Source organism: Micromonospora sp. M61, from assembly GCF_018070245.1.
Lineage (GTDB): Bacteria > Actinomycetota > Actinomycetes > Mycobacteriales > Micromonosporaceae > Micromonospora > Micromonospora zamorensis.
The window spans coordinates 15,460-29,411 of the sequence record NZ_JAGPYA010000054.1; the positions used below are offsets into that span (position 1 = coordinate 15,460).

Below are 13,952 nucleotides of genomic sequence, written 5' to 3' on the forward strand. Positions count from 1 at the left end.
ACGGCGGGCACCCCCTCCCGGGGACGCCCGCCGTCGTCGTTCGCACGAGCGGGGTCAGTTGGTTGGCTTCACCGAGCGGTAGTGGGTCTTGTCGGTGTTGGCGAGGCTGTAGGTCTGGGAACGGGACGGGCCGGGGATGACCGCGAGGCCGGGGCGTTCGACCAGCAGGGGAGTGCCCGGCGGAACGGACAGGGAGCTGTCCCGGGTGGCTCGCCAGCTCAGCACCACGAGCGGCTGGCCGGGCACCGGCAACTGGTACGCCTGCAACGGGGTGGCCCGGTCGGCGGGTGAGACGACGGGCGCGCTGCCGTCGGCCGGTCGGTAGACCACAGCGGTCATCGCGCCGGCGTCGGTGTCCCAGCTGAGCTGCTGCAACTCGGCTGCCTCACCACCGCCGAGGGCGACCTCGCCGAGCGAGCGGACGGTTAGTTTCGCCATCGGCCAGGACGTCGGCACCGAGCGCGGTGCGTCCCGGTCGCCGATCCGGCGGGGGATGCTGCCGAACGGGCCCCGGTCACCGCCCAGCACGCAGGTGTCCAGCCCGGTGAGCGCCCTCCGGCCGGTGCCGGACTCGTCGCGGACCAGCGGATAGCGCGGGTCGACGGTGCCGGTGCCCAGGTCGAGCAGCCGGTCCGCGGCCCGCCCGCGGGGCAGCGACTCGGTGGTCCGCAGGGTCGCTGTCACTCCGACCGCCGTGCAGGACGGCACGTCGACCGGCGCGCTGAGGCCGTCCGTGACGGGCAACGTCCGATCCTGTGGCCCGACCAGCGTCTGCACCCGCGCCGAGACCAGGTAGCGGCGGCCGGCGGCGGTCTGCACCGGCAGAACGTCGGAGTAGACGAGGTAGCCCGGGTCGGTGTACTCGGTGGCGCGGGTCACCGCGTACCGGTCGCCGTCACGGGTGAGTTGCAGCAGCCAGGAGGCGCTCTCGCCGGGCACGTCGGCGGCCACGAGTGCCACCGGCGCGCCGTCGACCCGGCCGGAGAAGAGGATGCCGGACGAGGGCAGGTGCGCGCGGTCATCGGCCGGTGACCGCCAGTCGCGGACCGTCCTGGTGACCGCTGCCGTCGCCGTGGCGTCCCCCGAGAGGTCGCCCCGGGGCGGCCACACGACCAACGCGCCGTCCAGGCTGTCGTAGCCGACCCGCAGATCCTGCGGCTTCCTCTCGGCCACCGGACCGCAGGCCGTGGCGGCCAGCAGCCCGGTGAGCAGGACGGGAAGCGCCCTGCCGTGCCGACGGCCTGGAGTCACCTGGTCCGCCCCCGATCGCCTCGCCGTCGCTGTCGGAAAGCGCCATAGTACGAGATGTCCGGTGCGGGACCCCAGGTGGTCGCCGTCAGGCCCACCACAATGGACGTCACCGGGGCTTTAGTGCGTTTTCGTTGCTCAGGTAGACTCCGCCGACTGTGACGCCTGCCGAGTCCCGCGCCCTGCCCGCGCCGCACCCGGAGGCCGCAACCGGCCCCGACGAGATGGTGAGCTACCGCACACCGGGCGGCCTCTTCGCCGCCACCGCCCCCGCCGAAGCCCCGGCCGAGCCCGAAGCACCGACGGACCCGGACGCGCCGTCCGAGCCCGCGACGCCGTCCGAGCCCGCAGCGCCAGCGGCCCCGCACGCGCCGGCGGAGGACGTGGCGGTGGCCGACGGCGCGGAGGTCGTACCGACGCGGGCGCGGTGGCGTCGCTGGACCCGGCGTCGGCAACACCTCGCGGTGGGTGGCCTGTTCCTGCTCGCCGCGCTCTGGGTGACCAGTCGGATCTGGCTGGACCCGTCCGGTCGGGTGGCCTCGCTCTACACCGGTGACCCGGCCCAGGTGCAGTTCTTCCTCGCCCACTCGGTGCGCGTGGTGCTGCACGGCGAGTACCCGTTCTACACCGAGCAGTTCAACTACCCCGACGGCGTCAACCTGATGGCCAACACGGCCGTGCTGGCGCTGGGCATCCCGATGGTCCCGGTGACGCTGCTCTTCGGGCCGGCGGTCTCCTTCGTGGTGCTGGTGACACTGGGCCTCGCCGGCACCGCCATGGCCTGGTACCTCATGCTCTCCCGCCACCTGGTGCGTACGCCGCTGGCGGCGGCGGTCGGCGGCTGGTTCTGCGGCTTCTCACCCGCGATGCTGTCGCATGCCAGCTGGCACCCGAACATCATCAGCCAGTTCCTGCTGCCGTTCATCGTCTGGCGGGTGCTGGTGCTCACCCGGTCCCGTCGGCCGGTCCGGGACGGGGCGCTGCTCGCCCTGCTGGTCACCGTGCAGGCGTTCATCAATGAGGAGATCCTGCTCTTCACTGCGCTGGCCTGCGGGGTGTTCCTGCTGGCCGTGCTCGCGCAGGAACCCGCCCGCTGGTCGGCGGCCTGGCGACCGCTCGGAATCGGCGTGGTGACCTGCGCGCTGCTGGCCGGGGCGCTGCTGGCGTACCCCCTGTATGTGCAGTTCGCCGGGCCGATGGCCTACCACGGGCTCAGCGACGCCGTGAAGGACTACGGCAACGACATCGCCGCCTTCTTCGCCCCCGGCTCGCCCACCCTGGGCGGCAACCAGCGAGCCAACATCAACCTGGCGCCGAACTACTCGGAGGAGAACGCGTTCTTCGGCTGGAGCCTGTCCATGCTCGCCATCGGCATCGTGGTCTGGCTGCGCCGGGAGCTGATCGTCCGGGCGCTCGCGGTGACCGGCCTGTTCTTCGCCGTCCTGTCGCTCGGTGAGCGGGTCTCCTGGTGGGACCGTGAGCTGGTCAGCGGGCCGTGGCAGTTGCTGGTCCACCTGCCGTTGCTGGACGCGGTGGTGCCGACCCGGTTCGGTCTGATCACCAGTGTGGTGATCGGTCTGCTGCTCGCGCTCGCCGTCGAGCGGGCCTGGGCGTTGCGACCGGCCGACCGGCGCACCGTGCGGACGCTCACCGCGGCGGGCCTGGCGTTCGCGCTGCTGCCGATCGCTCCGATGCCGCTGCGGATGGTCTCCCGACCGCCGGTGCCGGACTTCATCACGGCCGACCGCTGGCGGGCGTACGTCGGGCCGGACCAGACGCTGGTGCCGATCCCGGTGCCCAGTATGGGTAACACGCACGGCATGCGCTGGGCGGCGACCACCAACCTCGACTTCAAGATCCCCGGCGGTTACTTCCTCGCCCCGCGCAACGGCAACACCGGTGACGCGGGTCGGTTCGGTGGCCGACCCAGCGGGGTGGGTCAGATGCTGGAGGAGGTGGCGACCACCGGGCGGATGCCGAAGCTCGACGACCGGCAACGCCGCCGCTTCGCCGACGAACTGCGTCACTGGCGGGCCGCGATCCTTGTGCTGCCGCTCCGTCAGCAGAACGCCGAGCCGTTGCGGCGTACCGTCGAGGACCTGGTCGGCCCCGGCCGCCAGGAGCTGGACGTCTGGGTGTGGGACGTCCGGGCGCTGACCGACCGTTCGGTCTGATGACCACCGGGACGACGTCCCCGGCCACCTCGCCCTCGGCGGTGGTGCCGACGTCCCGTCCGGTCTGGCTGCGGGACCTGCTGGTGGTGGTCGGCTATCTGGGCCTGGCCGCGGTGCTGACCAGCGCCCAGTGGGGCCAGCCGGGGCGGCTGTTCCACCAGGCGGGCGACCAGATCCTCTTCGAGTGGATGCTGGCCCACGCGGCGCACGCCGTGGTCGCGGGGGACAACCCCCTCCACAGTGCCGGGTTGAACGCGCCCGACGGGGTCAACCTGATGGCGAACACCTCGGTGCTCGGCCTGGGTGTCCCGTTGACCCCGGTCACCCTGCTCCTCGGCTCGCAGGTGGCGTTCTGCGTGGCGGTCGTCTGCTGCCTCGCCGGCACGGCCGCCGCCTGGTACGCGCTGCTGCGCCGCCGGCTGGTCACCACTCGTTCCGCCGCCGCGGTCGGTGGGCTGATCTGCGGCTTCGCCCCGGGAATGATCGCCCAGGCGGGCGCGCACCTGCACATCGCCGCGCAGTTCCTGGTGCCCCCGATCCTCGCCCTGGTGTTCCGGCCCGCCGTGGACCCGGCGCACCGGCTCGTCGGCGTGTGGCGGCCCGGCATCGTCCTCGGGCTGCTGCTGGTCTGGCAGGTCTTCATCGGTGAGGAGGTGCTGGTCTTCCTGGCGCTCGCGGCGGGGGTGTTCGCGCTGGGCTACGCGCTCGCCGACCGGGTGGCCGCCCGGCAACTCGCCCCGGCCCTCCTCGGCCGGCTGGCGGTGGCGGCCGGGGTGGCGGCGGTGCCGCTGGCATACCCGCTGTGGTTCCAGTTCCACGGCCCGCAGCACTACTCCGGGATGGCGTTCGCCACGCACGCCTTCCAGTTGGACGCCGCGTCGTTCACCGCGTCGGCCCGGCAGACCGTGCTCGGCGACGACTGGCTGCCGGGCCTGCTCGCGCCGAACCCGACCGAGGAGAACTCCTTCTTCGGCCCGGGGCTGCTGGTGCTCGCCGTGGTGATCGTGATCTGGCTGTGGCGACGGCCGCTGGTCCGCGCGCTGGCCGGCTGTGGGCTGCTGTTCGCGCTGCTCTCCCTCGGCACCGAGCTGCGGGTCGACGGCACCGCCACCGGCATTCCGGGGCCGTACCGGCTGGTCGCCGGGCTGCCCCTGCTCGACCTCGCGGTGCCGGCCCGGTTCGCGCTGGTCTGCGTACCGGTGCTGGGTGTGCTGGTGGCGCTCTCCCTGGACCGGGTGCGGGCGGCGCGCCGGCTGTCGACCGCACCCGGGCTGCCGGTGCGGCTGCTCTGGGCCGGCGCGGTGGCCGCCGCGTTGCTGCCGCTGGTCCCGACGCCGATCCGGGTGGTGCCGGTCACGCCGGTGCCGGGGTTCGTCGCCCACGGCGGGTGGCGTCCGCTGGTGCCGCCCGGCCGGACGGTGGTCGCCGTTCCGCCGGTCACCGGCGCGGCGCAGAGCCCGGCGATGTTCTGGTCCGCCCGTACCGGTCTGGCGTTTCCCACGCCGGGCGGTTACTTCATCGGGCCGAGCGGCCCGGACGACCCGGCGGCCCGCTGGGGCGCGCCCGACCGGCCCACGTCGGTGCTGCTGCGGCGGGTCGCCGAGACCGGCACGGCGCCGGTGCTCACCGACGCCGACCGCCGCCAGGCCGTCGAGGACCTGCGGCACTGGCGGGCCGCCGTGGTGGTGCTCGGCCAGCTGACCAACGGCGACCCGGTCCGTCGGACCGTCGACGACCTGCTCGGCCCGGGCCGCCCGGTCGACGGCGGCTGGATGTGGGACGTCCGGAACCAGGTCGACTGATCAGCTCACCAGGGTGCGGACGTCCCACATCCAGACGTCGTCGACCCGCTGGGGCGGCCCGATCAGGCCGGTGACCAGCTCACGCAGCACCGCCTCGCGGGGATGCGCCCCGAGTACCACCACCGACGCCCGCCAGAACCGCAGGTCCTCGACGGCCTGGCGGCGGTTCTCGTCGGTGAGCACCGGGACCGCGCCAGCGTCCATCGTGGAGTAGATGAGGGTGCTGGTGGGCCGGTTCGGCGCGCCGAAGACACCCTCGCCCAGCTCGTTCGGCCCGATGAAGTAACCGCCCGGGACGGGGAACTCCTGCCCGGTCAGCGCACTCCACCGCAGCGTCGGCAGGCCGTGCACGTTGCTCGGGATCGGCACCGGCACCAGGGTTCGACCCTCCGGCACGTACGGCCGCCACCCGCCCGCGCTGATGAAGTGCGGTGGCGGGTCGATCTGCTGGGCGGGCAGCGGCCGGGGAAAGAGCGGCAGAACGGCGAGGGCGACAGCCGCGTACCCCACCGGGCGCAGCCACCGGCGGCGCGCCGCGACCGGCGCGGGCGGGTTCGGCTCGTCGGACGTCGCCGGGGCCGCCTCCCCGACGCGCTGGGCCGGCACCCGCCGCTGGTCGGCCACCGTGCGCCCCTGGCGGTGCGCGGCGTCCCAGGTCAGCGCGAGCAGTACGCCCACCGCGGCGGCCACCACCAGCGTCAACCGGGTCGGCATCATCATCTCGACCAGCGGCAGGTCGTCCGGCACGTACGACCACGGGCCGCGCACCCCGGTCTCGACGCCGTTGAACCGCACCCGGGGCCCGATCGACGCCACTGTGAAGACGACGATCAGTACGGCGGCGATCCGGGCCGGCAACGATCGGCGTACGAGCAGCACCAGGGCGACCACCGAGAGCAGCACCAGGGGCCAGCCGAACCAGGTGTTCTGCTCGGTCAACCCGATCGTCTTCTCCACTGCCGGGTCGCCGGCCCAGGTGTCCCGGGCGAAGGTGACGAAGGCGACCAGGTCCTCGCCCCAGTTGTGGAAGACGCCACCCTGCAGGCCCCGGTAGGACTGCGGGCCGTTGAACTGGAACCAGATCGGGTACGCGGCGAGCACCAGGGCCACCCCGCCAGCGACGCCGAGCCCGGCCAGGAACGTGCCAGCGGCGGCCCGGGTGGCCGTCGGGCGCTGCACGGCGTACGCCAGCACGACGACCAGGCAGGCCAGCGCGGTGAGCAGCAGCATCTCCTCGTTGATGAAGATCTGGTACGTCACCAGCGCCCCGAGCACCAACCCGTTGCGCCGCCACCGGCCGGGCTCGCCGAGGCGCAGCACCCGCACCACGATCAGCGGCAGCAGGAAGTTGGACACGAAGTTGGGCTGGCCGTTGGCGTGGTGGATGATTCCCGGCGCGAAGCCGAGGAACGCGCCGCCGACGAAGGCCGCCGCCCGGGAGCGCACCAGGTGGCGGGAGAGCATCCAGTAGCCGGTGCCGGCGGTGGCGGCCAGCGCCGCACCGAGGTAGAGCGCGTACATCACCTGCGGGCCGAGCAGCATGGTCAGCGGGGCCAGCGGCACTGTCACCCCGAGCAGCGAGGTGTTGGCCATCATGTTCACCCCGTCCGGGGCGTTCTGCTGGGCCGTGAACAGCGGGTTCTCCAGGTGCCGCACCGAGTACGCGCCGTGCGCGAACAGCCACTCGAACCAGCTGTGGTCGGTGGGCAGGTGCGAGGAGACCCGGCCGGTGACGTCACCCCAGTAGTTGAGGCAGACGAAGACGCCCAGCAGGACATAGGCTCCGAGGGCCAACAGGTCGGCTCGGGCCGGGCGGCGTCGAGGCCGCCGTGTCGACTCGGCCTCGGCCGGGTCGGCGTCGGTCAGGGGATTCAGCGAAGGGTCTACCACCGGCACAGCCACGACGCGCCATCGTACAGGCGGGGTTCCGTCGCTTTTGCCGGCCCGGTGCGCTCACGGTCGGTTTGCCGGACGGTCACCCGTCGGTCAGCCTGAGTGGTGACGGAAGGACGATCGTTGTCGATCATCGAGCTGGGCGAAATCCGGGAGGAGCCGGCGTCGGCGCCTGCGGTCCGCCGCCCGCGCGCCGCCGGTCGCCCGCTGCGCAGCGCGGCGGTGCTGGTGCTCAGCCTGGTGGTGCTGGCCGGCGCCACGCCGTCACCGCAGCGAACGGTGAGCATCGTGCCGGCGTCGCCCACGGCCACGGCATACCTGGCCGGGGACGGCATCTTCGTCATCGACCCGCCGACACCTGACGGGGACCGCTACCTGACCGCCTACGCCCAGCCGGCACCATCCGGAACAGTCGTGCGGCGGCGGTGGCAGACGCCGCTGGTCCGCACCGGTGACTACCTGGACGTCCGGGTCGAGCGAGGGTTGGTGTTGACGATGGCGGTCAGCGCCCCGAACAGGGTGTTCCAGACCACCGCCTTCGACACCGTCACGGGCCGGCAACGCTGGCAGCATCCTGGTGCTCCCCAGCTGACAGCCAGCGGCGCTCTGCTGGTGACCGACGGCCGGGAGGACGGGTCGGGCGCGGTGAGCGGGGTCGAGCCCGACACCGGCCGGGTGCTCTGGTCGGTGTCGGTCCCGCCGGCCGCCAACCCGTCCTACCACCTCACTCCCGAGGGCCAGGTCGACCGGTTCGTGCTCCTGCAACCGACCGGCGAGGTGCAGGTGCACGACGCCGGCACCGGCCGCCTGCTGCGTAGCATCGACACACTGCCCGGTGACCGGTCGGCGTACCAGCGGGTGCAGGTCGTCGACGACCTGCTGCTGCTCGTCCCGCCCGGCAGCACCCGGCTGGTGAGCTACGGGCTGACCGAGCTGGAGCCACGATGGACGGCCGAGGTGACGCTGGTGTCGCATGTGGTCGACTGCGGCGGTCTGCTCTGTGCGGTACCGCAGACCGGTGGCCTCCAGGTGCTCGATCCCGCCACCGGCGCGGTGCGCTGGTCCGAACAGGGCCAGGACAACCTGGCCGACGTCCGGTACGGCCGGTTGCTGATGGCCAGGCCCGGCCAGGGGTACGAGGTGCGGGACGCGGCGACCGGGCAGGTAAGGACCGAGCTGGGCGCGTGGGGCCTGCTGCCGGTGCTCGGGCCGGACGATCCTCTGGTCGGCCTGCGCCAGGGGGCCGACGGCCGGATGGTCGTCGCCGAGCTTGACCTGGTGGCAGGTAAGGCGCGGATCCTCGACGTGCTCCGGGTCATCGCCGGCAGCTGCCAGGCGTCCCTGCCGGTCCTGCTCTGCCAGCGTGTCGACGGCGCGACCGCGTTGTGGCGGTTGACGCGGTGAGTGACTCGGTGATCGACCTCGGCGAGCTGCGGCACGGCACGGACCCGGAGCCGTTACCCCGCCCACCCCGCGCCGACGGCCGGCAGCTGCGCTGCGCGCTGGTCCTGCTCCTCGCGCTGGTCACGCTCGCTGCCTCCGCCGTGGCGCCACCCCGGCGGGCCCCGGTGACGCTGCCGACCCAGCCCGGGGCCGACGTCCTGGTCGACGGTGACCTCGTTCTGGTCATGGAGCCGACCAGCCCTGGGCGGCAGGGGCGGCTGGCCGCGTATCGTCTGCCCGGCGGCGAGCCGGTCTGGCAGGCGCCGCTGTCGGCGGAGGCGCGGTACTGGGGAATGACTCCGCTGGCCGGGATGATGCTGGTCACCGGGTACGAGATCGGCCCCGAGGGCCGGGAGACACGCACCGTCGCTCTGGACCGGGCGACCGGGACGTACCGGTGGCAGCAGCCGGGCAGCGTCTTCGAGCTGACCGACGGCAACCTGCTGCTGCGTACCGGAGGCGAGACCCAGCCGTCCGGTCTGCGCGTGGTCGATCCGTGTTGCGGCACGGTGCGTTGGCAGCTGCCCCCCACCACCGCCGAGATCAACGTTCGGGACACCGGGCACGGAGTGGACCGCGTGGTGCTCAACCAGGTGGACGGGCCGGTCGAGGTACGCGACGCGGTCACCGGCGCGGTGCTGGCCCGCGCCGACCTGCGCCCGCCCGACGGTGGTCCGATCAGAGTGGACCTGACGAAGGACCTGCTGCTGGCCATCGACAGAGGGTCCGGCACGGTCGCCGCGTACGGGCTGGACAAGCTCGACCAACGCTGGAGCCGCGCGGGTGTCAACGTGGACTTCGCCCTGGACTGTGGCCCCGTCCTGTGCGTGCGCACCGGCAACAACGAACTCCAGGCGATCGACACCGCAACCGGCGCGTTGCGCTGGCGCAACACCCGGTGGGGTTGGGCCTGGCCGTACGACGGTCGGCTGATGGTCAACGTGTTGAGCAGCGAAGACGGGCCGGAGCACTTCGTCGTGCTCGATCCGCTGACCGGGCGGGAGTTGGCCGACCTGGGCCGGTGGGACCTCTACCAACTCAGTCTCGGTGGTCGGCTGATCGGCACACGACGGCATCCCGACGGAGGGGTGGTCGTTGGCGAGGTGGACGTCCGCGCCGGGAAGGTGCAGGTCCTGGACGTACTGCCCCAGGCCATCGGCGAATGTCAGGCGATGACCGATCACCTGGTGTGCGGTGCCGCCCCGGCCGGCGCGTACCGGATCTGGGAGTTGCCGGACTGACTACCAGTTCGCCTGAGCGGGCGGCGGGGGCAGCGGCACCGACGGGGGCCGCAGCACGTACGCCACACCGCCGCTGCCGCGCTGCCAGACCGCCTCGAACCGCTGCCGGGGCACGGTACGGCGGACCGCGTCGTCGTCCGGGGCGTACGGGTCGTTGAGCACCGGGTCGCCGTCGACGGTGAAGCCGACCAGCACCATCAGGTGCCCTGCCGTGTCGTACCCGAGCCCCGGCACCTCGTCGGCCCGGAACGCGGCGGAGACGATCAGGGGGATGCCGGCCGCGATGAACGCCTCCGCCTCGACCAGCGACCGCAGCCGGGTGACGAACGCGTCCACCCCGTACCGGCCGGCGTACGCGGTGTTGAACGACCAGTTGCCCGCCCCGGCGTACGCGTGGTCGTAGCAGTGTCGGGCGGCGTGCACCACCACCGGACGCGGGCCGGGTGGCTCCACCCAGGCGTAGTGCTCCGGGGCCGGCTCGGTACCCCAGTGGGCGAGCACCATCGAGGTGCAGGTGGGGCTGCACCAGGAGTCGCCGCCGCCTCCCCACTGCGGGTACTGGCCGGCGTGCAGCCGCTGCGAGTAGCGGGGCACGTCCAGCACCCGGCCCCAGGCGGCGGACGAGGCGGGCTGCGCGTACCCCTGGGCGGTGCCCGTGGGACCGGTGGCGACCGCGCCGACGCTGCGCAGCACCGGGCCGGTCGGGCTTTCCGCCGGCCGGCACAGGGTGACCCGCGCCTGCCAACCGGTGACCGTCGCGCCGGTCACGATCAGGGTGTCGGTGTCGACCCGGGCGTCGCCGTCGCGCTGCCCGGGCACCGACGTGCGTTCAACCGCCAGGTCGTCTGCCGCCCAGCGGGCCAACCGGTACCAGCCGGTGCTCGGCGCGTCGTCGTTCCAGCCGCGCAGCTCGACCTCGATCCAGCAGCCGGCCGGGGTGTCGGCGGTCCAGGACGGCACCACCTCGCTGACGGGGAAGCCGACCCGCACCGGCGGCGACGTCCAGGTGCCCTGCTGGTTCACGCCGTCGAGGGCCAGCCCTCGACCGGTGGCGAGCAGGCCGTCGCCGTTGCCGGCCGTCGTGTCGGCCGGCAGGTGGAAACCCCGGTAGGCGATGTCCCGCCCGGTGGGTGGTGCCGCGATGGTCATGCCAGGTCCGTCCGTCCCTCGGTGCCGCGGGCCAGCATCGCGTACGCCGAGGTGGTCCGCAACGCCGACCGGTGCGGGCGGCGAGGGACGATGGTTGCCGACCGGCACTAGGTTGTCGGTGGTCAGCAGCGAGGAGGCCGGGATGCGGGTACTGGTGGTGGAGGACGAGCGCAACCTCGCCGACGCGATCGCGCGAGGATTGCGCAAGCGGGGGATGGCCGTCGACGTGGCGTACGACGGCGACGCCGGCCACGAGGCGGCGTTCGTCACCCGGTACGACGTGGTGGTGCTCGACCGGGACCTGCCGGGCGTGCACGGTGACCAGATCTGCGCCGACCTGGCCGCCTCCGGCGCGCTGACCCGGGTGCTGATGCTCACCGCGAGCGGCACGGTGGCCGACCGGGTGGAGGGGCTGCAGCTCGGAGCGGACGACTACCTGCCCAAACCGTTCGCGTTCGACGAGCTGGTCGCCCGGGTGCAGGCGCTGGGCCGGCGGGCGACCCCGGCCGCGCCGCCGGTGCTCGAACTGGCCGACCTGGTGCTCGACCCGGCCCGTCGGGTGGCCACCCGCGCCGGCGTGCCCGTCGACCTCACCAACAAGGAGTTCGGGGTGCTCAGCGAGCTGCTCAAGGCTCGTGGCGCGGTGGTGTCCAGCGAGGAGCTGCTGGAACGGGTCTGGGACGCCAACACCGACCCGTTCACCACCATCGTCCGGGTCACCGTGATGACGCTGCGCAAGAAGCTCGGCGACCCGCCGCTGATCGAGACGGTGGTCGGAGCGGGTTACCGCACCGCCGAGGTTGGCGCATGAGCCGCCGGTTGCGGCCCACCCTGCGGTTGCGGCTGACAGTGCTCAACGGTGTGCTGCTGATCGGGGCCGGTGCGATCCTGGTGTTGCTGGCCTGGCTGCTGGTCCGTGACGCGCTGCGACCCACCGACGAGTTGCTGCCCGGCACGGTCGTGCTGCTGGCCGACGGCGAGTCGATGGACGCCGCCCAGTGGCAGCGGCAACTCGTCGACGCCGCCTCCGGGGAGTTGCTGGCCAAGGGCCTCGTCGCGCTGTTGGCGATCAGCGTCGTCGGGGTGGCCGGCGCGTACGCGGTGGCCGGGCGGGCGCTACGCCCACTGCACCAGGTCACCGCGACCGCCCAGCGGCTCGGCGAGGCGACCCTGGACCAGCGGATCGGCTACTCGGGCGCCGACGACGAGGTGGCCGAGCTGGCCAAGACGTTCGACGCCATGCTGGACCGGATCGCGTCCGCCTTCGAGGCGCAGAAGCGCTTCGTGGCCAACGCCTCGCACGAGCTGCGTACCCCGCTCGCCGTGATGCGCACCGAGATCGACGTGACGCTCAGCGACGACGACGCGGACGCCGCCGAGTACCGCCGGATGGCGACAGTGGTCCGTGACGCCTCGGAGCGGGCCAACGGCCTGGTGGACGCGCTGCTGGTGCTGGCCCGCAGCGAGGCCCAGGCCGGGCGGCAGTTGGGCCGGCGTACCGAGTGTGACCTCGCTGCCGGCACTGCCAACGCGCTGTCCGCGATGCGCCGGGAGGTGGAACGGATCGGGCTACGGGTCCAGACGTCACTGGAGTCCGCTCCGGTGGTCGGCGACCCGGGGCTGCTCGACCGGTTGGCCGGCAACCTCATCGAGAACGCGGTCCGCTACAACCACCTGCACGGCCGGCTCTGGGTGCGCACCGGCACCGACGGCGACCGGTCCTGGCTGGTGGTGGGCAACACCGGCTTCGAGGTGGACCAGGCCGACGTGCCGGGGCTGTTCGAGCCGTTCCGTCGCGGTGGCCGGGAACGGACCGGGGCCCGCGGCTCCGGCCTGGGGCTGTCCATCGTCCGGGCGGTCTGCACGGCGCACGGCGGCACCGTACGGGTGATCGCGCAGTCGGGTGGTGGTCTGGAGGTGACTGTCACCCTCCCGTCGGCGGACGCTCCGGCGGTCAACGGGTCGGTGCCCGGCCAGGGCTGACGGGGGTTGCGCGCGGCGTTCGGCCGGTGGCAAGATCACGGCGTCAGCCAGGAAGCGAAGGGGGGTGCGTCGATGTCCACCAATCATGACTCCGCACCCCGGGTGTGCGCCGGCTGACTCCCGGAAGCGGAGCGTCCCATCCCGTACGGAGGGAACACCCGTGTATCCACGGATCCGCAACATCAGTTTTGACTGTCACGACACGTACGCCCTGGCGGGCTTCTGGGCCGCCGTGCTCGGGTACGCCCGGCACTCCGAGGACGCCCCCGGTGACCCGGAGGCGGCCCTGCTGCCGCCGGACGACGCCACCCCGAACCTGTTCTTCCAAGAGGTGCCGGAGGAGAAGGTGACCAAGAACCGGCTCCACATCTGCCTGGAACCCGTCGACCGGACCAGAGATGAGGAGGTCGAGCGGGTGCTCGGCCTCGGTGCCACAGTGGTCGCCGACCGTCGGCGTGCCGACGGCACGGGTTGGGCGGTGCTCGCCGACCCCGAGGGGAACGAGTTCTGCGTGGTCCGCAGCGCTGGGGAACGTCTCGCCACCACCACCCTGGAGGACCAGCTGTGAGTTCGACGATCCACAACATCAGCATCGACTGTCACGACACGTACGCCCTGGCCGGCTTCTGGGCGCAGGTCTTCGACTGCCCCCGGCATCCCGACGACTTCCCCGGTGACCCGGAGGCGATGCTCCTGCCGCCAGGCGGCCCGGAGGTGCTCTTCCTCGCCGTGCCCGAGGGCAAGACGGTGAAGAACCGGCTGCACCTGGACCTGCAACCCGCCGACCGGACCCGGGCCGAGGAGGTCGAGCGGCTGCTCGGCATCGGCGCGACGCTCGTCGCCGACCACGTCGGCCCGACCGGCGGGGGTTGGGTGGTGCTGGCCGACCCGGAGGGCAACGAGTTCTGCGTGCTCGGCAACGCCGCCGAACGGGCGGCGGCAGCGGCGGCACGGGCCGCGGCAGCGGTTGCCGAACCGGCCTGACCGTCCACGGACGGCACGGGGCCCCGACCACCCTC

Annotated in this window: 11 protein-coding genes; 8 read left to right on the plus strand and 3 right to left on the minus strand. The window is 73.0% G+C overall.

Features of this window, described 5'->3' with window-relative positions; translation table 11 throughout:
- Positions 1 to 54: 54 nt before the first annotated feature.
- Complete coding sequence (locus tag KBX34_RS25610; protein ID WP_210927388.1) at positions 55 to 1,251, minus strand: hypothetical protein; 1,197 nt, start codon at positions 1,249 to 1,251, stop codon at positions 55 to 57.
- Between the two features lie 155 nt (positions 1,252 to 1,406).
- Between KBX34_RS25610 and KBX34_RS25615 the strand changes: the two genes are divergently transcribed.
- Complete coding sequence (locus tag KBX34_RS25615; protein WP_374223722.1) at positions 1,407 to 3,422, plus strand: hypothetical protein; 2,016 nt, start codon at positions 1,407 to 1,409, stop codon at positions 3,420 to 3,422.
- Positions 3,422 to 5,224: a hypothetical protein gene (locus tag KBX34_RS25620; RefSeq protein WP_210927389.1), complete on the plus strand. Its 1,803-nt coding sequence runs from the start codon at positions 3,422 to 3,424 to the stop codon at positions 5,222 to 5,224. The genes KBX34_RS25615 and KBX34_RS25620 overlap by 1 nt, the downstream gene beginning before the upstream one ends.
- Here KBX34_RS25620 and KBX34_RS25625 read toward each other — a convergent pair whose 3' ends face one another.
- Positions 5,225 to 7,114, minus strand: a complete 1,890-nt coding sequence (locus tag KBX34_RS25625; RefSeq protein WP_210927428.1) for a hypothetical protein — start codon at positions 7,112 to 7,114, stop codon at positions 5,225 to 5,227. It abuts the gene before it with no gap.
- A gap of 126 nt (positions 7,115 to 7,240) precedes the next feature.
- Here KBX34_RS25625 and KBX34_RS25630 point away from each other — a divergent pair, with 126 nt between their 5' ends.
- The gene (locus KBX34_RS25630) at positions 7,241 to 8,521 is read left to right on the plus strand and encodes a PQQ-binding-like beta-propeller repeat protein (RefSeq protein ID WP_210927391.1); all 1,281 of its coding nucleotides are present in this window, start codon (positions 7,241 to 7,243) and stop codon (positions 8,519 to 8,521) included.
- The gene (locus tag KBX34_RS25635) at positions 8,518 to 9,801 is read left to right on the plus strand and encodes a PQQ-binding-like beta-propeller repeat protein (RefSeq protein ID WP_210927392.1); all 1,284 of its coding nucleotides are present in this window, start codon (positions 8,518 to 8,520) and stop codon (positions 9,799 to 9,801) included. Before KBX34_RS25630 ends, KBX34_RS25635 begins: the two co-directional genes overlap by 4 nt.
- Here KBX34_RS25635 and KBX34_RS25640 read toward each other — a convergent pair whose 3' ends face one another.
- Complete coding sequence (locus KBX34_RS25640) at positions 9,802 to 10,950, minus strand: peptidase C39 family protein (protein ID WP_210927397.1); 1,149 nt, start codon at positions 10,948 to 10,950, stop codon at positions 9,802 to 9,804.
- A gap of 142 nt (positions 10,951 to 11,092) precedes the next feature.
- Between KBX34_RS25640 and KBX34_RS25645 the strand changes: the two genes are divergently transcribed.
- The 4 genes from KBX34_RS25645 (at position 11,093) to KBX34_RS25660 (ending at position 13,917) form a co-directional block, all read left to right on the plus strand.
- Entirely contained in the window at positions 11,093 to 11,761 is a 669-nt protein-coding gene (locus KBX34_RS25645) for a response regulator transcription factor (protein WP_088951539.1), read from the plus strand.
- Positions 11,758 to 12,933, plus strand: coding sequence for a cell wall metabolism sensor histidine kinase WalK (locus KBX34_RS25650; RefSeq protein WP_210927399.1), 1,176 nt, complete (start codon positions 11,758 to 11,760; stop codon positions 12,931 to 12,933). Before KBX34_RS25645 ends, KBX34_RS25650 begins: the two co-directional genes overlap by 4 nt.
- Positions 12,934 to 13,093: 160 nt before the next feature.
- A complete protein-coding gene (locus KBX34_RS25655; protein ID WP_307871493.1) occupies positions 13,094 to 13,501 on the plus strand; it encodes a VOC family protein in 408 nt (135 codons plus the stop codon).
- Positions 13,498 to 13,917, plus strand: a complete 420-nt coding sequence (locus KBX34_RS25660) for a VOC family protein (RefSeq protein ID WP_210927402.1) — start codon at positions 13,498 to 13,500, stop codon at positions 13,915 to 13,917. The genes KBX34_RS25655 and KBX34_RS25660 overlap by 4 nt, the downstream gene beginning before the upstream one ends.
- Positions 13,918 to 13,952 lie beyond the last annotated feature (35 nt).